Below are 22369 nucleotides of genomic sequence, written 5' to 3'. Positions count from 1 at the left end.
GACTCGCCCGCATGCCTCCTACGATCGGCTTGTTCGCGGCCAACATGCGGGCGGTCGCCGAACCGGCCGCGGCGACGCGGATCGCCCGGCTCGCCGAGGACCTCGGCTACGACTCGCTCTGGGTCGCCGACCATGTGGCGGTGCCGTCGCCGCGAGTCGAGCCGTCGCCGATGGAGCCGGACGAGGCGCTGCTCGATCCGCTGGTCGCGCTGACCTATCTAGCCGCCGCGACCAGCCGCATCCGGCTGGCGACCGGGTGCGTCGTGCTGCCGCAGCGGAATCCGCTGGTGCTCGCGAAACAGCTGGCGTCCGTGGACGTGCTGAGCGGCGGACGGCTGGTTTTCGGGGCGGCGGTCGGGTATCTGGAGCCGGAGCTGCGCGCGCTCGGCGTGCCGTTGCGGCGGCGCGGCGCGCGCACCGACGAATACCTGCGAGCGATCCAAAGCCTTTGGTACGACGAGAAACCCGCGTTCGACGGGGAGTTCGTCAGCTTCTCCGGGGTGGACGCGCACCCTCGGCCAGTGCAGCGCCCGGTTCCGCTGGTGATCGGCGGACACAGCCCGGCAGCGTTCCGGCGGGTGATTTCCTTCGGCGCGGACTGGTACGGCTACCTGCTGGGCCTGCGCGCGACGGAGCAAACGCTGACGGAACTGCGCCGCGTGGTCGAGGCGGCTCCCGGAGCCAGGAAGCCGCGGGTGACGATCACGCCGTCGCGGCGGCTGGACGCGGACGGCGTCCGTGCGTACGGAGAGATGGGCGTCGACCGGCTGGTGGTGGCTCCGCTGCCGACGTGGACAGCCGACCAGATCGCGGAGTTCGTCGAAGCCAACGCTCCGGCCCGGATCGGCGCGCAGCCCGCCTGATCGTCGTTCCGGGCCGTCCCGGCGGAGCCGGGCTCCGCCGGGGCGCGCGGTCACGCGAGGAAGTCCGCTGCCTGTTCCCCGACCAGCAGAGCAGGCGCGTGCGTGTTGCCGCTGGGGATGCGGGGGAACACCGAAGCGTCCGCCACCCGCAGGCGCTCCACGCCGTGGACTCGCAGCCGGGAATCGACCACTGCGTCCGCGTCGGAGCCCATGCGGCAGGTGCCCGACTGGTGGTGATACGTCGTGACCGTCGACCGCACGTACGCGCGCAGTTCGTCCGTTCCGCGGACCTCCGGGCCAGGATGGCACTCGACCGCGCCCCATTCCTCGGCCAGCACGCGAGCACGGCCGATTTCCTGGCACAGGGCCACGGCCGCCACGAGAGTGTCCACATCGGACTCGGTGCGCAGGATCGCCGGGTCGATCAGGAGCTCGTCGTCCGGGTCGGCTCCGGTCAGCCGGATGGAGCCTCGGCTGGTCGGGCGCACCAGCCCGGCTTGCATCGTGAAGCCGGTCGGCGGGCCGGTCAGGCCGGGCTGGTACATCGGCACCGGGAAGTTCAGCGGTTGCACGTCCGGCGCGTCGAGACCCGGCCTGCTGCGCCAGAACAGGTGCGTCTGCGCGGGCCCGATGCCCGCCGAGGGCCGGCCGGGATCCCGCTCGGTGCCGACGATCACCGGCACCAGCAAGTGATCCTGCAGGTTCCGGCCGACGCCCGGCAACGCGGCTTTCACCTCGACACCCACCGCGCGCAGGTGTTCCGGATCGCCGATGCCCGAGAGCATCAAGACCCGGGGCGACTCGATCGCCCCGGCGCTCAGCACGACCTCACCGGTGCAGTAGGTCTTTTCCACCTGCCCGTCGCGCAGCCACTCGACTCCGACGCAGCGGGTGCCGTCGAGCAGCAGCCGCCGCACCCGTGCTCCGGTGACGACGGTCAGCGAATCCGCCACCGGTTCGACGTAGGCGCGGAACGCGCTCCGCCGCTGCCCGTCGGCCACGGTGAACTGCACGCGCGAAACCCCGTCCGGCGTTCCCCGGTTGTAGTCCGGGTTGTACCCGATGCCGGTCTCCTCGGCCGCTTTGATCAGCGACTCGTGAATCGGATCCGTGCGATACCGCGTCGTCACCGGCAGCGGTCCGTCGGCGCCGTGCCATTCGTCGGCTCCGGCGTCGAAGTTCTCGATCCGCTTGAACACCGGCAGGACGTCCGCCCAGGACCAGCCGGGGTTGCCGAGACTGGCCCAGTGATCGTAATCGGCTGCCGCGCCGCGGGTGTAGATCATGCAGTTGAGCGAGCTGGACCCGCCGAGCACCTTCCCGCGCGGCCAGTGCAGCCGCCGGTCCGCCGCGTGCTGCTGCGGCGTGGTCAGATAGGCCCAGTCGTGTTCGCCGAACCACAGTTCGCCGAACCGGCGCGGGTCGTGAATGGCCGGGTCGTCGTCGGCGCCGCCGGCTTCGAGCAGCAGCACGCGGGCGCCCCGGCCGGCGGTCCGGCGGGCCGCCGCGCAGCCCGCGGAACCCGCGCCCACCACGATCACATCGAATTCGCTCACTGCGGGTTTCCTCCGGGTCAGGACGTGAAGACGAGCACGGCGTTCTGGCCGCCGAACCCGAACGAATTGCTCACCGCGACGTCGACCGGCTGCGCGCGGGCCGTCTTGGCCACCACGTCCAGCTCGACCTCCGGGTCCTGGCTGTCCAGGTTCGCGGTCGGCGGCACGAGCGCGGTGTGCACGGTCAGCGCGGTCACGACCGCCTCGATGGCCCCGGCCGCGCCGAGCGAATGCCCGACGACCCCCTTGACCGAGGTCACCGACGCGCTCTCCCCGAGCGCGGTCCGGATCATCCGCGCTTCGGTGGAGTCGTTGAGCGGGGTGGACGTGCCGTGGGCGTTGACGTGGCCGACGTCCGCCGGGCCGAGGCCGGCGTCGGCGAGCGCGGCGGAAAGTGCTCGTGCCGCACCCTTTCCGGTGGGGTCGGGCGCCGTCATGTGGTAGGCGTCGGCGGACGCGCCGTAGCCCGCCACCCGGGAGTACACCTTCGCTCCCCGCGCCCGTGCGTCGGTTTCCCGTTCCAGCACGAGGATTCCGCTGCCCTCGCCGACGACGAAACCGTCCCGGTCCACATCGAACGGACGCGACGCCGCGGCCGGATCGCCGAGCCGCTGGGAAAGGGCTCCCATCCGGGCGAACCCGGTGACGATCAGCGGGCTCACCCCGGCTTCGGCGCCGCCGGTGAGCACCACGTCGCACACGTTGTCCCGCAGCAAAGCCAGCGCCGAACCGATCGCGGTGGCCCCGGACGCGCACGCCGTGGCGGTGACGAAGTTCGGCCCGGCCGCGCCGAAGCGCATCGCGAGATGCCCCGCGGCCATGTTCGGCACCAGCATCGGGATCAGCAGTCCCGACACGGTGTGCGGCCCCGGCCCCAGCAGCTGCTTGTGCTGACGCTCCCAAGTGGACACTCCGCCGAGCCCGCAGCCGAGGACCACGCCGACCCGCGCACCGTCCCAAGTGGACGGATCGAGGCCGGAGTCCGCGACCGCCTCGGCCGCCGCGGCCAGCGCGAGCTGGACGAACCGGTCGTGGCTGAGGGCGCTGCGCTTGCCGACGTGCTTGGCCGGGTCGAAATCCGGGACGGTGCAGGAAATGTCCACCGGCAGCCCGGCGAGCGCGGCGTCCTTGCGCGCGGCCGGCGCACCGGACCAGATCGCCTCCTGGCAGGCGGCGACCCCGATCCCGGCGGCGGTGACCAGGCCCAGGCCCGTCACCGCGATCGCCGGGCGGGTCACGACGCCGCCGCCGTCACCCGCTTCGCGATCTTCTCGGCGGCGTCCTCGAGGGTGTCCCGGGGGGACGCGGTGTCCTCGTCGATCCGCACGCCGGTCGCGGTCTGCATCTCCAGCAGCAGCTCCACGAGGAACAGCGAGTCCATTTCGAGGTCCTCGAAGGTCACGCCGGGCCGGATTTCGTCGCGGTCGACCTGGAACTTGTCCACCAGCAGGTCGACCAGGGTGTCGTAGGTCGCGCTCATTTCAGGTCTCCTTCGTTCGTGGTGCGCGGTCGGTGAGAGGAAGTCCGGTCGGGGGACGCGCGTCAGCCGCGCGTCAGCTCGGGCCAGGTGAGCACGGTCGACCCCCAGGTCAGCCCGCCGCCGAACGCGGTGAGCAGCACTCGCTGCCCGGCTCGCAGCTGTCCCGCCGCCAGGGCGTGGTCCAGGGCGAGGGGAATCGACGCGGCGGCGGTGTTGCCGACTTCCGCGATGTTTCCCGCGCAGCGTTCGCGCGGGACGCCGAGCATGTCGGCGAGGCGGTCGAGGATCCGCTGGTTGGCCTGGTGGCCGACGAGCCAGTCGATGTCGCCGACGGTCAGCCCCGCGTCTTCGAGCACGGTCTGGCACGAGGCGGTCATCCGCTGGACGGCACGCCAGAAGACTTCGCGGCCCGCCATGCGGAAGTAGCGGTCGGCCGGGTCCGGCGCGCTCGCCGACAGCCGCGACCGCGATCCGCCCGCCCGCACGGTGATCATGTCGTAGCCCTCGCCGTCGCTGCCGAGATCGCACCGGCCGATCGCGCCCGGCTCGTCGGCGGTGCCCGCGCGCAGCACCACCGCGCCCGCACCGTCGCCGAAGATCACCGAGGTGGTGCGGTCGGCGGGGTCGAGGATGCTGGAGAAGGTCTCCGCGCCGATCACCAGCACCCGCTCGGCGGAACCGCTGGCGATCAAGCCCGCGCCGGTAGCCAGGCCGTAGAGAAACCCAGTGCAGACGGCGTTGACGTCGTAGGCGGCCGCGCCCGTCATCCCCAGCCGGCTCGCCACCAGGGGAGCGGTGCCGGGGCAGGGCCGGTCCGGGGTCGTCGTGGCCACCACGACGGTGTCGACCTGGCTTTCGCCGGCGGACTTGAGCGCCGCGGCGCCCGCGCCGATCGCGAGGTCGGAGGTCGCGGTGCCGGCGTCGGCGTGGTAGCGCCGCGCGATGCCCGTACGGGAACGGATCCACTCGTCCGTCGTGTCCAGCCGCGCGGACAAGTCCGCATTGGACACTTCGCGGGGCGGCAGGAAACTGCCGATCCCCGTCAGCACCGCCGACCGGCTCACCATCGCTTCCCCTTCCGTGGGCCAGGAAACCCAGTCTGTGCCGGGGGCTTGACGGGGCGCTGACCGATGGTTGACGCCGCCGCGCGGTCATCGGGCCGTCAACGGCCGGTCAGCCGGGCCGGACACGATGGGGCGCCGGAACAGCCGAGCCCGGAGGCGCGGATGAAAGTGTTCGAAGACCTGGCCGCGCTGGCGCGCGAGGCGGGGAGCGCTCTCGGCGTCACCTCGTGGCGCGAGCTCGGGCAGGCCGAGGTCTCCCGGTTCGCCGAAGCGACCGGCGACCGGCAATGGATCCACGTCGATCCCGAGCGCGCCGCGGCGGGCCCCTTCGGCGGCACGATCGCGCACGGCTACTACCTGCTGTCGCTGATTCCCTCCCTCCTGGGCGAAATCTTCGTGCTGCGGGGCACCGGCGCGGTGCTCAACACCGGCGTGGACGAGTTGAGGTTCCGCCACCCGGTGCCGGTCGGAGCCCGCTACCGCGCGGCGGTGCGGCTCGACAGCGTGGACGTCAACCGGCGCGGGGTCGCCGAAGTCGGGTTCTTCGTGGAAATCCACGTCGAAGGGCGCGACGAACCCGCGTGCACCGCGCTAGTGCGGCAGATGGTCCGGCCCCCGGCCGCGCGCCCGGCGGTCAGCCGACCGGGATGACCGGAGGCTGGCCCTCGGCCAGCGCCGGGTCCTGGGCGAGGATGTCGGCGTAGCGCTGCCGCAGCCGCCCGCCCGGCTGCAGGCCGAGTTCCTCGCCGAGGCGGACGCGGATGCGGTGGAACGCGGCGAGCGCGTCGCTTTGCCTGCCGCAGCGGTAAAGCGCGAGCATCAACTGCTCGCAGAAGACCTCGCGCAGCGGGTGCTGAGCGACGAGCGGGCCGAGGTCCGCCGCCGCCGTCATGTTGTCGCCGACGGCCAGCCGCGCGGTGGTGATGTCTTCCCAGACGCCGAGTTTGCGTTCCTCCAGCAGCGCCGCCGCCGACCGGCAGCGCAGTCCGTCGCCCGCGTCGAGCAGGGCTGGCCCGTGCCACAGCCGCATGGACTCCTTCAGAAGATCGATCGCGCGGTGCGGATCGGTGCGCACGAGCGCCGCGCCGCGGGCGGCCAGCGCGAGAAAGCGGCTGCCGTCCACGTCTTCCGGCGCGACGTCGAGCAAGTAGCCGTTCGGCACCGCGCGGACCACGATCCCGCCCGGGCCGTCGACCAGCTTGCGCAGCCGCGCCGCGTGCGCCTGGACCGCGTTGCGGGCGTTGGACAGCGACCGTCCCGACCACAGTTCCGTCGCGAGGTCGTCGTAGGACACCGGCCGTCCGGGATCCAGCGCGAGCGTCGCGAGCATCGCCCGGACTTTGCCCGCCCGGATGTCGCGCAGGACTCCGTCGACGTTCACCGAGACAGTGCCGAGAAGACGAATGAGCACGGTTTCTCCCTGGAATGAGCCGGCGCGGGTTTTTTCTCCCGTCAAGAAAAGCACATCCGGTGCCCGGGACGCCATTGCCCGGCGGGCGCGAAACGAATTCCTTCCCTGGGTTCTTCCCAGGGGTCCGGCTGCCCGAGGCAGGGGTTCCCCCAGTGCTGTTCGGCCGATCCCGGCGCCAGACTCGGACCTCGGTCACCCACTGCCGGAGAATCGGAGTGCTCCGTGGACATCGCCGACAAGGCCACTGCCGAGGCGCCGCCGGTGCCGCGACTCGACCATGTGATGGTTCTGCTCGACCCGGCGAGCTACCAGGCCGTCACCGAGTCCGGGTTCCTCGGGGACCGGTTCGCCCGGCGCAAGCTCAAGCACGCGGACAGCTCGGTCGCGGGCTCGTACTCGACCCTGGGGATCGCCGGCGACAACACGCTGATCGAATTGTTCGGCACCCGGCCGCCGGGCGCGGACGCCCTCAACGGCGGCCTGGTTTTCTCCTTCGCCCAGCCCGGTTCGTCGTCGCTGGCGCAGTCGCTGCTCGGCGGTACTGAGGTCGAGTACCGCTACGACCTGGTGCGCCGCGCGGTTCCCGGCCACGACGAGCCGCAGCCCTGGTACCACCTGATCAACGTCGACCTCGGACAGCCCAGCCCGTTGCTGCTGTTCCTCAACGAGGTCACGCCCGCGTACTTCACCTCGGTGGGCGCCTCCGCCGGGGCCGACGGAATCCTCGACCGGGCCGCCTACCTTCGCGCGGTCCTCGGCGAGCACGAGGGCGAACGCCCGCTGATGCGCGACATCGAGAGCGTCACCTTGGCCGTCACGGAGCAGCGGGCCGCCCGGCTGAGCGCCGCGCTGCGCCCGTTCGGCTTCTCCGCCGAGTCCGGCGGGGTGCTTCGCGGGCCGGATCTCACCCTCCGGCTGGTCGGCGGGGCCGAGGGGGCGGAGCGGGTGACGGAAATCGGAATCCGGATTTCCGCCGCCGGTTACGAACCCGGACGCGCTCTCGATTTCGGCCCCGGCTGCCGTCTTGTCTTCGACTCGCCGGAATTCGCCCGAATGGTGTTCCCGCCCGTCGGCTGAATGCTGTTTCCGGCATCTTTTACCCCGGCGATCCGGCCGGTTCCGCCGCATTCCCGTTCGCGAGAAGGAATTCAGCGTCATGACGAAGACAACGCTTTTGTTCGCCGATGCGTTCGCCCGGCAGGCGGCGGCGTCGCCGGACGCGGTCGCCGTCGAATTCGGCGCGCGCTCGCTGACCTACCGCGAACTCGACGCCGCCGCGGGCGCCCTCGCGGCGGTGCTCCGCGGCCGCGGAGCCGGGCCGGGGACGCTGGTCGGGGTAGCGGCGAGCCCGTCGGTGCACCTGCCGGTGGCGATTCTCGGCGTGCTGCGCTCCGGGGCCGCGTGGCTGCCGCTGGACCCGGGTTATCCCGCCGAGCGGCTGCGGTACATGATCGCCGACGCGCGCATCGAGCTGCTGGTTGCCGACCCGATCTCCGCCGCGGTGCTCGACCACGGCGTCGAGGTCGTCAGCCCGGACCAGGCGGGCGAACCGCTTGCCGCGCACCCGATCCGGCCGCAGGATCTCGCCTACGTCATTTACACCTCCGGCTCCACCGGACGGCCCAAGGGCGTCACGCTCACGCACGGCGGACTCGCGAACCTCATCGCCGCGCAGGAAGCGACGTTCGCCGTCGGACCCGGCGACCGGGTGCTGCAGTTCGCGCCGTCCAGCTTCGACGCGTCGGTGTTCGAAACGGTGATGGCGCTGGCCGCCGGCGCCACGCTGGTGCTCGCGCCCCGCGACGCGCTCGCTCCCGGCCCCGGCCTCGCCGATCTGCTGCGCCGGCTCAAGATCAGCCACCTCACGATCCCGCCGTCCGTGCTGGCGACCTTGCCGGTCGAGGACTTGCCGGACCTGCGAACCCTGGTCAGCGCGGGCGAGGCGCTGCCGGAACATCTCGTGCGGCGCTGGCAGCCCGGCCGCCGGATGGTCAACGCCTACGGCCCGACCGAGACCACCGTCTGGGCCACTGCCGCCGAGGTCGAAGCGGGGGCGGGAAAGCCGTCGATCGGCACCGCCATTCCCGGGGCGAGCACGGTCGTGGTCGACGAGCGGCTGCGCCCGGTCGCCCCGGGCGTTCCCGGCGAGCTGCTGGTCGGCGGCGCCGGTGTCGCCCAGGGCTACCTGGGCAGGCCGGGGCTGACCGCGCAGCGGTTCGTGCCCGATCCGGACGTGCCCGGCGGCCGCCGGTACCGCACCGGGGACCTGGTCGTGGCGCGGCCGGACGGGAATCTGGAGTTCCTCGGCCGGGTGGACCACCAGGTCAAGATCCGCGGCGTCCGGATCGAGCCGGACGAGATCGCCCGCTGCCTGGCCGGATTCGACGAGGTCGAGGACGCGGCGGTGATCGCGCGGGATCTCGGCCGCGGCGACGAGCTGTACGGCTACGTCACCGGTGCCGCGGACCCGGAACTTCTCCGGGAGCGCCTGAAGGCGGAGCTGCCGGAACACCTGGTCCCGGCCGCGGTTCTCGTGCTCGAAGAAATGCCGCTGACCCCGAGCGGCAAGATCGACCGCGCCGCGCTGCCGGAGCCGCCGCGCGCGGCCTCCGGCCAGGATTACGTCGCCCCGCGAACCCCGGCCGAGCACGCGCTCGCGGCGCTGCTTGCCGAGCTGCTGCACGTCGAACGGGTCGGCGTCCACGAGGACTTCTTCGCTCTCGGCGGGCATTCGCTGCTCGCCGGTCGCCTCGCGGCCCGGGTCCGGCAGGACCTCGGGCGGGAACTGCCGCTGCGGCTGCTGTACCAGTCGCCGACCGTCGCGGGCATGGCCGCGGCGCTCGACGGCGGGGAGGCCGCGGCACTCGCCCCGCCGCCGATCGAGAACACCGTCGGAGACGACCCGGCCCCGCTCGCGTTCCCGCAGGAACGCGTCTGGTTCCTGGAAAAGCTCGCTCCCGGCAACCTCGCCTACAACGCGCAGGCGACACTGCGGCTGCGCGGACCGCTGCGGGTTGACGCGCTTACCGCCACGCTCACCGAAATCGTGCGCAGGCACGAGGTTTTCCGCTGCGCGTTCGTCGCCGAGGGCGGGACGCCGACCCAACGGCCGCTGCCGCCGATGCCGGTCGGGCTTCCGGTGGTCGACCTGACCGACCTGCCCGCCGAGGCCCGCGCCGCCCGGATCGAGCAGATCGTCGCCGACACCGTGCGCGATCCGTTCGACCTGGCCCGCCCACCGCTGGCGAGGTGGGTGCTGATCCGCGAGGCCGAGGACGACCACACCCTGGTGCACGTCGAACACCATCTGGTGCACGACGGCTGGTCGTTCGCCCTGTTCTGCCGCGAGCTCCAGCGAATCTACCCGGAGGCGCTGGACGGCACGGTTTCCGGGACGCTCCCGGTGCCGCGCTTCACCGATTTCGCGCGCTGGCAGCGAAACTGGCTGCGCGGCGATGTCCTGGAGAAGTACCTCGCCTTCTGGACAGCCGAGCTCGAAGGCTGCCCGACCGCGCTCGAACTGCCGCTGGACCGCCCGCGCCCGCGGGTGCAGAGCTTCCGCGGCGCCGCGCTGCGCGTCGACATCCCGCCGGAGCTGAGCGGCAGGCTGCGCGATTACACCAAACGCCGCGGCGTGACGCTGTACTCGGTGATGCTCGCCGGGTTCGCGGCGCTGCTTTCCCGGCACAGCGGGCAGTCCGAGATCGTCGTCGGCAGCGGTGTCGCGAACCGGCGCCTCGCCGAAACCGAAGACCTCATCGGCATGATCGTCAACACGCTGGCCTTGCGCCTCGATCTCGAGGGCTCGCCGGGCTTCGACGACCTCGTCGGCCGCGCGCACCGCACGGTCGGTCGGGCCAGCCAGTGGCAGGACATGCCCTTCGAAATCCTCGTCGACGCACTCGGCCTGCCTCGCGATCCCAGCCGGAACCCGGTGTTCCAGGCCATGTTCAGCTTCCACGACTCCCAGGTGCCCGAACTGGACTTCGCCGGGATCCGCGGTTCGGTGGTGGAACGGCACAACGGCTCGGCGAAGACCGACATCAACGTCGTGGTCGTGCCGCGCGCCGAACAGCGCGCCGGGCACGCCGTGCGCGACGACACCGACCCGATCACGCTGATCTGGGAATACGCCACCGATCTCTTCGACGCCGACACGTCCGCCGCGCTCGTGGAGCGGTACCTGGCGCTGCTCGACGCGGCGATCGCCGATCCGGGGACCGCGTTCGACCGGCTGCCCCTGCCCGGTGCGGGGCGCGCGCTGGCCGGTCCGGTCACCGATTTCCCTTCCGGGCGCACGATTCCGGAGCTGTTCGCCGAGCAGGCGGCACTCCGCCCGGACGCCGTCGCGATCGTCGACGGCGAGCGCGAGCACACTTACGCCGAACTCGACCGCCGCGCCAACGGCATCGCCCACGCGTTGCGCGCCAACGGAATCGGCCCGGACCGGCCGGTCGGCGTGCTGCTCGAACGAGGCGACGAGATGATCGTCGCGATCCTGGCCGTGCTCAAGGCGGGCGGCGCTTACGTCCCGCTCGATCCACGTTATCCAGCCGCCCGGCTGGAAATGATGGCCGCCGAAGCACGGCTCGCCGCGGTCGTCACTCGCACCGGGTTGGAGACGCGGCTGCCCGACGTTCCCGTTGTCACCATGGACGGCATCGAGAGCGCGGCCGACGCCCCGCACTGTGAAGCGCGACCGCGAAACCTCGCGTACATCCTGTTCACCTCGGGCTCGACCGGCAGGCCCAAGGGCGTGATGGTCGAGCACCGTTCGGTGCTGCGGCTGGTCCGCGACACCGACTACGTCGAGTTCCGCCCCGGAGAACGGTTCGCCCAGGTCGCCGACGCCTCGTTCGACGCCCTCACCTTCGAGCTGTGGGGCGCGTTGCTGAACGGCGGCACGGTCTGTGTCATCGACACCGGCACTCTGCTGGCCCGCGGCGGCCTCGGCCGCGCGCTGAAACACCACCGCGTGACCACGATGTTTCTCACCTCGGCGTTGTTCACCGAGGTCATGGCCGACCATCCGGATTCCTTCGCGGGCATGCACACCCTGCTCGTCGGCGGCGACGTCCTCAACACCGACCGGGTCCGCCGCCTCCTGGAAACCGATCGGGAGCACCGGCCCGCCCGGCTGATGAACGGATACGGACCCACTGAGACCACCACATTCGCGGTTTGCCACCTCATCGAGGAGCTTCCCGCGGACGCGCCCTCGGTGCCCATCGGCCGTCCGATCGCCAACACCACGGCGCACGTTCTCGACGCCCACCTAGCTCCGGTCCCGCCCGGGGTCGCCGGTGAGCTGTATCTCGGCGGTCCGGGCGTCGCGCGCGGATATGCCGGGCGGCCGGGCCTGACCGCGCAGCGGTTCGTGCCGGATCCGGTCGCCGCGGACGGCAGCCGGCTCTACCGCACCGGCGACCGAGTGCGCGTTCTCCGGGACGGCACCCTGGAATTCCTCGGCCGCGCCGACGAACAGGCGAAGATCCGCGGTTTCCGGGTCGAGCCCGGCGAAGTCGAGGCCGCGCTCGCCGCGCACCCGGAGGTCACGCAGGTGGCGGTGGTCGTCGAAGACTCGCCGGGAGGCCGCAGGCTCGCCGCCCACGTCGTCGGAACCGCGCTCGCCGCGCGGCTGAGGGAGTTCCTCGCCGAACGGCTGCCGCCCTACCTGCTCCCGTCGCGCTACGTCCGGCTCTCCGAGATGCCGATGACGCCGAGCGGCAAGATCGACCGGGCCGCGTTGCCCTCGGGCGGCGATTCGGCCGAGGTCGAAGAACACCAGCCGCCGACCACGCCGACCGAGAAGGCCATCGCCGAGCTCGCGGCGGAGCTGCTCGGAGTTCCGCGCTTGGGCGTCGCCGACGACTTCTTCCGCCTCGGCGGCCATTCCCTTCTGGCCATGCGGCTCGCCGCACGGGTCAACGAGCGGTTCGGCACCGAGGTGCCGCTCAACCGTTTCCTGCTCACGCCCACCGTCGCGGCCTTCGCCGCCGAAGTGGACGCGGCGGTGCGGGTGACCGCCGGACCGGACCGGCTCGACACTGACGCCGCGATCCTGGACCGGCTCGACCAGCTGTCCGACCACGACGTCGAGGAGTTGCTGCGAACCATGGCCGAGAGCGAGGCCGACCAGTGACCGAGATTTCCGAAGCCCCCGCCCCGGACACCGCGGCCGGCCGGCGCGCCCTGCTGGACCGGCGGCTGCGGGAGCGCCTGGCCTCCCGCGGCCGGGTGCTGTCCTACCCGCAGCAGCGGCTGTGGTTCCTCGACCAGCTCGACCCGGGCAATCCGGTGTACGTCGTCCCGCTGGTCTACCGCATCGACGGACCGCTGGACCTCCCGGCGCTGGAGCACGCGCTGACCGAGGTCGTGCGACGCCACCACGTGCTGCGGACGGTGTTCCGCGCGGTCGACGGCGAACCCCGCCAGTTCGTCCAGCCCGCGCCGGAGCTCGCCGTCCCGGTGCGGGAGGCAGCCGATCCCGCCGAGGCGGACCGGATTTGCGCGCAGGAGGCCAGGACTCCGTTCGATCTGGAAGCCGACCTGATGATCCGCCCGCTCCTGGTCCGGCTCGGCGCCGCGGAACACCGGCTTTGCCTGACTCTGCACCATCTCGCCTGCGACGGCGCGTCCCTGGGACTGCTCGCCGGCGAACTCTCCGCGTTGTACCGGGCCCGGTTGCTCGGCGAGCCCGCTGACTTGCCGGAACTTTCCTTGCAGTACGCCGAATTCGCCGAACGGCAGCAGGCGAGCCTGTCCGGTCCCGGCCTGGCGGAGACGGTCGAGCGCTGGCGCGAACGCCTCGCCGGTGCGCCGGCCCTGGCCACGCTGCCCGCCGACCGGCCCCGGCCGCCGGTGCAGAGTCACCAGGGCGGGCACGTCACGTTCAGCGTGGACGCCGGGACCACCGCCGCGCTCGCGGAGCTGTCGAAAGAAAGCGGGGCGACACCGTTCGCGGTGCTGCTGGCGGCGTTCGCAGTGCTGGTGCATGGATACACCGGCGGTGACGAGGCCGTCGTCGGCTCCCCGGTCGCGTGCCGCACCACCGAAGCGGTCCGGCCGCTGATCGGGTTTTTCACCAACACCGTCGTGCAGCGCCTCGACCTTCGCGGCGAACCGACTTTCCGCGAACTCGTCGCCCGCGCCTGGAACGAGGCCCGGTTCGCGCTGGCGGATCAAGACCTGCCGTTCGAAAAGCTGGTCGAGGAACTGCAACCCGCCCGGGACACCGCGCACAACCCGGTCTTCCAGCTCATGGTCAGCTACCAGGAGGGGGAGGAGACCACCCTGTCCCTGCCCGGCTGCGAAGTCCGGATGGTCCCCGGCGACACCGAAACCGCGAAGTTCGACCTGACCCTCGGACTCACCCGCGAAGACGGCAAGCTCTCCGGACGGCTGGAGTACGCCACCGACCTGTTCGACGCCGCGACCGCGCAGCGGCTCGCGAAGCACTACACCACCGTCCTCGCCGCGGCAGTGTCCGAACCGGACACTCGCATCGGCGCGCTTCCCCTGCTGTCGGCCGAAGAAACCCGCCACCTGCTGGCCGGGCTCAACCCCGCGCCCCAGCCGGTCCGCGAAGCCCTGGTGCACGAACTGATCGAAGAGCAGGCCGCGCGAACGCCGGAGGCGCCCGCGCTGCTGCACGTCGCCGAGGCTCCCGGCGAGGCGCTGACTTACCGGGAACTGGACGAGCGCGCCGAAGCCCTCGCCGCCCGGCTGCGCGCGCACGGCGTCGGACCGGACGTGCCGGTCGGGGTGTACCTGCCCCGCTCGCCCGAACTCGTGGTCGCGATGCTGGCGATCCTCAAGGCAGGCGGCGCCTACCTGCCGCTCGACCCCGGCTATCCGCACGAACGGCTGGCCTTCATGGTCGCCGACTCGCGGGCCGCGGTCGTCGTCGCTTCGGCCGCGCTGGCCCGGCGGGCCGCCCGCCTGCCCGCGCCCTCGCTGCTCGTGGACCGCCCCGCCGAAGGGGAAGCACCCGCTCCGGCGGCCGTCGCGGGCAAGCCGTCACCGGACAACCTCGCCTACGTCATCTACACCTCGGGGTCCACCGGGACTCCCAAGGGAGTGATGGTGACGCACCGGAACGTCGGCAATTTCTTCGCCGGGACGGACCCGCTGATCCCCGGCGCCGTGCCGGCGAGCTGGCTGGCCGTGACGAGCGTGTCGTTCGACATCTCGGTGCTGGAACTGCTCTGGACGCTCGCTCGCGGGCACCGGGTGGTGCTGCGGGGCGACGAACCGGCCCGGACCGCCGCGGCTGCGGGCGGCCCTGCCGTCCCGGCCGCCGCGCAGGCCAGGACCCTCGATTTCAGCCTGTTCTACTTCGGCGGCGACCGCGGCGGGGACCCGGCCGACCGCTACCGGCTGCTCGTCGAGGGGGCGAAATTCGCCGACCGCAACGGTTTCCACGCGGTGTGGACGCCGGAACGGCACTTCCACGAGTTCGGCGGGCTCTATCCGAACCCGTCGGTCACGGGAGCCGCGATCGCCGCGGTGACCGAGCGGGTGCGGGTCCGGGCGGGAAGCGTCGTGCTGCCGCTGCACGATCCGCTGCGGGTCGCCGAGGAATGGTCGGTGCTCGACAACCTCAGCGGCGGCCGGGTCGGCGTCTCGGTGGCCTCGGGCTGGCAGCCCGACGATTTCGTGCTCTCACCGGACAATTACGCCGACCGCAAACGCCTCATGATCGAAGGCGTCGAGACGCTGCGGAAGCTCTGGAGCGGGCAAAGCATCAAGCGCCGCAACGGAGTCGGCGAGGATACCGAGGTGTCGGTGTTCCCGCAGCCGGTGCAGGCGGAGCTGCCGTTGTGGATCACCAGCGCGCGCAGCCCGGAGACCTTCCGGATGGCCGGCGAGCTCGGAGCGGGCTTGCTGACCCACCTGCTCGGCCACTCGGCCGAACAACTCGCCGAAAAGATCGCGCTGTACCGCGAAGCTTGGCGCGAGGCTGGGCATCCGGGCGAGGGCCGCGTGACCTTGATGCTGCACACGTTCGTCGGTTCCGACGAGGACGAAGTCCGCGAAATCGTGCGGGAACCGTTGTGCGCCTACATCAAGTCGTCGTTCGACCTGCTGGCCGGGCTCGGCGCGGCGATGGGGAGCGACACCGATCCGCGCACCCTGCCGCCGGACGAGCTGGACGCGTTGGTGGCAGGCGCTTTCGAGCGTTTCTTCGAAACCTCGGGCCTGCTTGGCACGCCGGAACGCTGCGCGGACCTCATCGACCGGCTCAAGGCCATCGGGGTCGACGAAGCCGCCTGCCTGGTCGACTTCGGCGTTGCGCACGAGCAGGTTCTCGACGCGCTCGGCCAGCTGCGCGTGGTCCGCGAGCTGTCCGAGGACCGTCGGCGGCGCGCGCTCGCGGACGAGCCGATCGCCGCACAGATCCGCCGCCACGGCATCACGCACCTGCAGTGCACGCCGTCGGTGGCGGGCCTGCTCGCGGAAGACGAGGACGCCGCCGCGCTCGGCACGCTGACCGGGCTGCTCGTCGGCGGCGAGGCGCTGCCGGAGCCGCTGGCCGAGAAGCTGGCCGGGGCTGGCCCGGCGGTCCGCTCGATGTATGGCCCGACCGAAGCGACGGTCTGGGCGAGCAGCACCGAAGTCGACGGCGGCGCGGTCGCGCTCGGCGAACCGATGGCCAACACCCGGGCCTACGTCGTGGACGCGCACCTGCGGCCCACGCCGCCGGGCGTGCCCGGCGAACTGCTGCTCGGAGGTCTCGGCATCACCCGCGGCTACCTCGGGCGGCCCGGGCTCACCGCGCAGCGGTACGTGCCGGACCCGTTTTCCGGCGTGCCCGGGCAGCGGCTCTACCGCACCGGCGACCTCGTGCGCCGCGCCGCGGACGGCTCGCTGTGGTTTCTCGGCAGGCTCGACCACCAGGTCAAGCTCCGCGGCCACCGAATCGAGCTCGGCGAGATCGAGAACGCCGTGGCCGCGCACCCCGGCATCCGGGCAGCGGCCGTGGCGGTCCGCGGCGAAGGGGAGGCGAGCCGGATCGTCGCCTACGGCGTCCCGGGGGCGGAGGAGGCACCGCCTTCGGCCGCGGAGATCCAGGCCTTCTGCGCCCGGACGCTGCCGGACTACATGGTGCCCGCCGACGTCGTGCTGCTCGAACGGCTGCCCAGCACCCCCAACGGCAAGCTCGCCCGCGACGAACTGCCTGAGCCAGGGCAGCAGGCCCAGCGCGAATACCGGCCGCCGGACAACGACGTCGAGCGCGAGGTCGCCCGTGTGCTCGCCGAGGTCGTCGGAGCCGAACGCGTGGGCGTGCTCGACAACTTCTTCGAGATCGGCGGGAACTCGCTGCTGGCGGTCCGCGCCCGGACGCTGCTGGCTCCGGTGCTCGGCGACCGGGTGTCCTTAGTGGACATCTTCCGCTATCCGACCGTCCGCGGCCTGGTCGCCGCCTCCGGCGGAGGACGCGCCGACACCGGGGTCGACCGGGCGCGGGAGGCCGCGAGCCGCCGTGCTTCGGCGTTCGCCCGGCGCCGCGCGGAACGGGGCACGGCATGACCGAGCCAGCAACGGACGGCCTCGAGCCGATCGCGGTGATCGGGCTCGCCTGCCGGGTGCCCGGCGCGCGGACCCCGGAGCAGTTCTGGCGGAACATGCGCGACGGCGTCGAATCGATCACCCGGTTCGACCGCGCCGAACTGCTGGCCGCGGGCGTCGACGAAGAGACCCTCGCCGATCCCGACTACGTGCCCGCGTCCGGGCATCTTCCGGACGCGGACCGGTTCGACGCCGCGTTCTTCGGGTTCACCGCGGCCGAAGCCGAGACGATGGATCCGCAGCAGCGGATGCTGATCGAAACCGCCTGGGCGGCGATGGAGGACGCCGGGCACGATCCCGCCCGGTTCGCCGGGGACGTCGGCGTGTTCGCCGGCGCGTTCTTCGCCAAGTACCTGCTGAACAACCTGGCGACGAACGCGCGGTTCCAGCGCTCGCCGATGGCCCCGCTGGCGCGGATGTTCAACGACAAGGACTTCCTGGCCACCCGGGTCTCGCATCTGCTCGACCTCACCGGCCCCTCGCTCACCGTCCAGACCGCCTGCTCGACGTCCCTGGTGGCCACGCACCTGGCCTGCCAATCGCTGCTCAGCTACGAATGCGATGCCGCGCTCGTCGGCGGCGCGACGGTGAACGTCCCGCTCCGAAGCGGTTATCCGGTGGCGGAAAGCGGATTGTTCAGCGCCGACGGGCATTGCCGCCCCTTCGACGCCGCCGCGGGCGGGACCGTGCCGGGCAACGGCACCGTGGTCGTCATGCTGCGCAGGCTCTCCGACGCGCTCGCCGACCGCGATCACATCTACGCCGTCATCCGCGGGTCCGCGGTCAACAACGACGGCGCGATGAAGGCGGGGTACGCCGCGCCGAGCGTCGACGGACAGTTGCGCGTGGTCACTTCCGCGCTGACGGTCGCCGGGATCGATCCGGCGACGGTCGGCTACGTCGAGGCGCACGGCACCGCCACCCAGGTCGGCGATCCCATCGAAACCACCGCGCTCGCCCAGGCCTACCGCGGCCCGGGCGGTTCGTGCGCACTCGGCTCGGTCAAGGCCAACATCGGCCACCTCGACGCGGCGGCCGGACTGGCGGGCCTGCTGCGCGCCGCGCTCGCCGTGCACCACGGCCGGATCCCGCCCGCGGCGAACTTCACCACGCCCAATCCGCAGCTGAGACTGGAAGAAACACCGTTCTACGTCCCGGCCGAGGCGCGAGACTGGCGACCGGACGGACATCCCCGCCGGGCGGGTGTCAGCTCGCTCGGGGTCGGAGGCACGAACGCCCACGTCATCCTCGAACAGGCCCCGGCACCGCGGCGGGCAAGCGGAGAAGCACGGCAGTGGCAGCTGCTCCCGGTCTCCGGCCGGACCCGGCGGGCACTCGACGCCGCTTCCCGCGGACTCGGCGACGTCTTGGCCGAGGCCGACGCCCCCGCACTGTCCGATGTGGCCTTCACCTTGCAGCAGGGCAGACGCGCCTTCGAGTTCCGCCGTGCCGTCGTGTGCGCCGACCACGCCGACGCGGTCCGCGTGCTACGGGGCGAGGAATCCGCGCGGCTGACCACCAGGACCGCACCAGAGGGCGTGCACAGCGCGGTGTTCGCTTTCCCCGGCGGCGGTTCGCAGCACCCGGACATGGCCGTGGACATCTACCGCTCGGAAAAGGTCTTCCGGGCGGAGGTCGACCGCTGCGCCGAAATCCTGCGTCCCCGGCTGGGTTTCGACCTTCGCCGCCTGCTGTTCCCGTCCGCGTTCCCGCCGCTGGAAGGCCGCGAACTCGCCGGGGGAGCGGCCACCATGGGCCGGGATCAAGGGGCAGGCGTGGTCTCTTCCCTGTTCGTCATCGAGTACGCGCTGGCCCGGCAGCTGATGGCGTGGGGCGTGCGGCCCGCGGCGCTGCTCGGCCACAGCCTCGGCGAGTACGTCGCCGCGTGCCTGGCGGGCGTCTTCACGCTTGAAGGAGCACTCGACATCACCCTTGCGCGCGGCGAGCTTTTCGCCGCGATGCCACCCGGCCGGATGCTGGTCGTCGGCCTGCCCGAAGCCGACGTAGCGGCGCGGCTGTCGGACCGGATTTCGATCGCCGCGGTCAACTCCCCGGAGCTCACCGTGGTTTCCGGGCCGGACGAGGACATCGCCGCGCTGCTCGCCGAGCTGCGCGGACAGGACGTCGACTGCCGGAAGGTCAGCGTCCCGGTCGCCAGCCACTCCTGGATGGTCGAGCCGTACCTGGCCGAGTTCACCCGCAAGGTCGCCCGGGCCGGACTGTCCGCGCCGGACCTGCCGGTGGTCTCGGGCGTGACCGGGACCTGGCTGACCGCCGAAGAGGCGACCGATCCGGAGTACTGGGCCCGGCATCTGCGCCAGCCGGTCCGGTTCGCCGACAGCCTTCGCCAGGCATTGGCCGAACCGGGCCGGGTCGTGCTGGAGGTCGGCCCCGGGCGGACCCTCACCGCGCTCGCGGCCGCTCAGCGGCTCGCGCCCACGCCGGTCGCGGTGCCCACCATGGGCCTGCCCCGCGACACCCTGCCCGACCTCGCCCACCTGGTGCACGCGGTCGGCAGGCTTTGGCAGTCCAATGTGGACGTCGACTGGGCGGCCTTCCACGGAGACGCCGACCCCCAGCGGGTCTCGTTGCCGACCTATCCGTTCCAAGGCGAGCGGCACTGGATCGAACCGGGCGCCGCACGCACCGCGGAAAGCGCCCCGGTTCCCGCCGAGGAATCCCCGGAGGACCGCATCGAGCTCGACGACGGGTTCGTCGCGCCGCGCACCGAACGGGAACGGCGGATCGCTCGGATCTGGTGCGATCTGCTCGGCCTGGAGCGGGTCAGCGTCGACGACGATTTCTTCGACCTCGGCGCGCATTCGCTGATGGTCACGCAGCTCACCCGCGAGCTGCGCCGGATGGGCGCGGTGGAGATCAGCGCCCGCGACGTCTTCGCCGCCGGAACCGTGGCGGGCATGGCGGACCTGGTCGGGCAGGCGCTCGGCGAACCGCCGTCGGCGCCCGCCGGCTCCGGGCTCGTCCTCGAAGACGAGGTCGTCCTCGACGAGACAATCACCGCGGAAGGGCTGCCGCCGGTCGTCGGCGCCGCCGATCCGGAGACCGTCCTGCTGACCGGCGCCACCGGATTCGTCGGCGCCTATCTGTGCCACGAACTGCTCGAACGAACCCAGGCCACCGTGGTCTGCCTGGTCCGCGCCGCGGACGCGGGCGAGGGCCTCGAACGGCTCCGCGCGAACCTGGACTCCTACGGCCTCAGGACCGGCTGGGGAGACAGGCTGCGAGTGCTGCCGGGAGACCTGGCGCGGCCCCGGCTCGGCCTGTCCGCCGCCGCTTTCGAGGCGGTCGCGGAGGAAACCGACGCGATCTACCACTGCGGCGCCTGGGTGAACTTCGTCCGGCCCTACCGCGCGTTGAAGGCCGCGAACGTGCTCGGCACGCAAGAGATTCTGCGGCTGGCCACCACGAACCGGCTCAAGCCGGTCCACCACATCTCCACCCTTGCCGTGCTCGCCGGGGCGATGCGTCCCGACGTCCCGCGCATCTCCGAGGACGACCCGCTGCCCCCGCCGATCGGCCACGACACCGCCTACAGCCAGAGCAAGTGGGTGGCCGAGGGCCTGATCGGCCTCGCTCGCGAGCGAGGCGTGCCGGTGTCGGTCTACCGCGCGGGCGGGGTGCTCGCGGACAGCCGCAGCGGCGCGGCGAACCGCGACGACTACGTCACGAAGGTCATCCAGGGTTGTGTCCAATTAGGACTCGCGCCGGAGCGCCGATACGCGCTGTCCGTCGGCACCGTCGACCATCTGGCCCGGACCGTGGTGGACCTTTCCCTGGCCCCGGCCTCGCTCGGGCGCACCTTCCACGCCATCGACCCGGATCCCTTCCCGTGGAACGAAATCTTCGATCGCATCCGGGAGTTCGGCTACGCGGTCGAGTCCGTTCCGTTCGACCAGTGGCGGGCGGCGCTCGTCGAGCAGGTCGACCGCGAAGGCGACGACAACGCCCTCGCGCCGCTGATGGCCATGCTGGGGGACACCCCGGACCGGCAGATGCCCCGCATCTCCTGCGACAACGTGGTCAGCGTGCTGCATCGCGACGACGCGCCCGCACTGGATCAGAGCTACTTCACCACAATGCTCGGGTTCTTCGTCAGCAGCAGGCTGCTGCCGCCAGTTCCCGCCGCGGACAAGAGAGGTTCCTGAATGAGCATGTTGCTGACCGGCGCCACCCTCATCGACGGCGTCGCGGACGAACCGGTCGCCGGTACCGCGGTGCTCGTCGACGGCGAACGGATCGCGGAGGTGGGCGCGCGGGAGACGGCGCGCGACGCCGAGGTGGTCGACCTTTCCGGGCTCACCGTGCTGCCCGGGCTCATCGACGCGCATGTCCACATCGGACACTCGAGCGAGATGCGCGCGGTGCTGAACATGGAGCTTTCGGTCGCCGAGCGGGCCGCCGACATCTTCCGCACCCTGCGGCAGACGCTGGAGGCGGGCTTCACCGCGGTGCGCGATTGCGGCGGCATCGACCACGGCATCCTGCGCACGGTGGGCCGCGGCCTCGTGCCCGGGCCGCGGATCTGGGCCTCGGCGTCGCCCCTGGTGCAGTGCGGCGGGCACGGCCACCTCGGCTCGCCGTTCGTCGGCCCGGACGAGACGTTCCACTTCCGCGTGCGCGGGCTCACCGCGGTCGGGCGGATTTCCGACGGCTGCGACGAGGTCCGCAAGGCCGCCCGCGAGTGTTTCCGGCAGGGCGCGTCCTTCCTCAAGATGGCCGTCACCGGCGGAGTGGTGTCCATTGCGGACAATCTCTCCGACACTCAGTTCACCGTCGAGGAAATCGCCACCGCGGTCGCCGAAGCGCACGCCCGCAACACGTATGTCACGGTGCACGCCCACAACATCAACGGCATTCGCAACGCGGTGTCGGCTGGCGTCGAATGCGTCGAGCACGGCACCGGCATCGACGAGGCCACCGCGGCGATGATGGCCGACCGCCGGGTCAGCCTGGTGCCGACCCTGGCCATCGCGAAGGTGCTCGAAGAGAACTTCGAGGTCCACGGGCTGCCTCCGCAGGTCCGGGATCGCGTCTGCGGCACCATGGACGGGATGGTCGAGGGCCTCAAGGCCGCGCTGGCCGCGGGCGTCCCGGTCGGCTCCGGGTCCGATCTCATCGGTCCCGACCAGACCCGGCGCGGGCTGGAGATCGCGCTCAAGGCCGAGATCCTCGGGGCGATGGCCGCGATCAAGTCCGCCACGTCGGTGAACGCGGAGATCATGCGGGTCGCCGACAAGATCGGCTCGGTCGAGCCGGGCAAGTACGCCGACCTGGTCGCGGTCGACTTCGACCCGCTGGCCGAACCCGCCCTGTTCGACGACCCGGACCGGGTGGTGTTCGTCGTCAAGGGCGGCCGGATCGTCAAGGACACCCGGAAATGACCCCGTCCGGGAACGGAAAAG

At 72.0% G+C, this 22369-nt stretch carries 12 protein-coding genes; 7 read left to right on the top strand and 5 right to left on the bottom strand.

The window, feature by feature from the left end; genetic code table 11:
* Positions 1-11 precede the first annotated feature (11 nt).
* Positions 12-863: an LLM class F420-dependent oxidoreductase gene (locus ACZ63D_RS00370; RefSeq protein WP_465352111.1), complete on the top strand. Its 852-nt coding sequence runs from the start codon at positions 12-14 to the stop codon at positions 861-863.
* Positions 864-913: 50 nt separating this feature from the next.
* Here the strand turns inward: ACZ63D_RS00370 and ACZ63D_RS00365 are convergent, their stop codons facing one another.
* From ACZ63D_RS00365 to ACZ63D_RS00350, 4 genes are all read right to left on the bottom strand, one after another.
* A complete protein-coding gene (locus tag ACZ63D_RS00365) occupies positions 914-2419 on the bottom strand; it encodes a GMC family oxidoreductase (RefSeq protein WP_465352110.1) in 1506 nt (501 codons plus the stop codon).
* 17 nt (positions 2420-2436) lie between these two features.
* A complete protein-coding gene (locus ACZ63D_RS00360) occupies positions 2437-3657 on the bottom strand; it encodes a beta-ketoacyl-[acyl-carrier-protein] synthase family protein (RefSeq protein WP_465352109.1) in 1221 nt (406 codons plus the stop codon).
* Positions 3654-3899, bottom strand: coding sequence for an acyl carrier protein (locus ACZ63D_RS00355; RefSeq protein WP_465352108.1), 246 nt, complete (start codon positions 3897-3899; stop codon positions 3654-3656). Before ACZ63D_RS00355 ends, ACZ63D_RS00360 begins: the two co-directional genes overlap by 4 nt.
* Before the next feature lie 62 nt (positions 3900-3961).
* Entirely contained in the window at positions 3962-4966 is a 1005-nt protein-coding gene (locus tag ACZ63D_RS00350; protein ID WP_465352107.1) for a beta-ketoacyl-ACP synthase III, read from the bottom strand.
* A 159-nt stretch (positions 4967-5125) separates the two neighbouring features.
* On the opposite strand from ACZ63D_RS00350, the gene ACZ63D_RS00345 reads away from it, so the two are divergent.
* A complete protein-coding gene (locus ACZ63D_RS00345) occupies positions 5126-5614 on the top strand; it encodes a MaoC family dehydratase (RefSeq protein ID WP_465352106.1) in 489 nt (162 codons plus the stop codon).
* Here ACZ63D_RS00345 and ACZ63D_RS00340 read toward each other — a convergent pair.
* Positions 5598-6374: an AfsR/SARP family transcriptional regulator gene (locus tag ACZ63D_RS00340; protein ID WP_465352105.1), complete on the bottom strand. Its 777-nt coding sequence runs from the start codon at positions 6372-6374 to the stop codon at positions 5598-5600. The genes ACZ63D_RS00345 and ACZ63D_RS00340 overlap by 17 nt on opposite strands.
* Before the next feature lie 222 nt (positions 6375-6596).
* Here ACZ63D_RS00340 and ACZ63D_RS00335 point away from each other — a divergent pair, with 222 nt between their 5' ends.
* The 5 genes from ACZ63D_RS00335 to ACZ63D_RS00315 all read left to right on the top strand — a co-directional run bounded on the left by ACZ63D_RS00335 (position 6597) and on the right by ACZ63D_RS00315 (position 22348).
* Positions 6597-7451: a DUF5829 family protein gene (locus ACZ63D_RS00335; RefSeq protein ID WP_465352104.1), complete on the top strand. Its 855-nt coding sequence runs from the start codon at positions 6597-6599 to the stop codon at positions 7449-7451.
* Between the two features lie 79 nt (positions 7452-7530).
* Positions 7531-12516: an amino acid adenylation domain-containing protein gene (locus tag ACZ63D_RS00330; RefSeq protein ID WP_465352103.1), complete on the top strand. Its 4986-nt coding sequence runs from the start codon at positions 7531-7533 to the stop codon at positions 12514-12516.
* On the top strand, positions 12513-16907 hold the full coding sequence (locus tag ACZ63D_RS00325; protein ID WP_465352102.1) for a MupA/Atu3671 family FMN-dependent luciferase-like monooxygenase: 4395 nt from the start codon (positions 12513-12515) through the stop codon (positions 16905-16907). The genes ACZ63D_RS00330 and ACZ63D_RS00325 overlap by 4 nt, the downstream gene beginning before the upstream one ends.
* Positions 16904-21112 (top strand): type I polyketide synthase, encoded by a 4209-nt coding sequence (locus tag ACZ63D_RS00320; RefSeq protein ID WP_465352101.1) that lies wholly within the window; start codon positions 16904-16906, stop codon positions 21110-21112. Before ACZ63D_RS00325 ends, ACZ63D_RS00320 begins: the two co-directional genes overlap by 4 nt.
* A complete protein-coding gene (locus tag ACZ63D_RS00315; RefSeq protein ID WP_465352100.1) occupies positions 21113-22348 on the top strand; it encodes a metal-dependent hydrolase family protein in 1236 nt (411 codons plus the stop codon).
* Positions 22349-22369 lie beyond the last annotated feature (21 nt).

The organism is Amycolatopsis sp. NPDC104775, from assembly GCF_055583325.1.
Note: the sequence above shows the minus strand (reverse complement) of the source record. Positions and strands in the feature narration are given on the sequence as shown.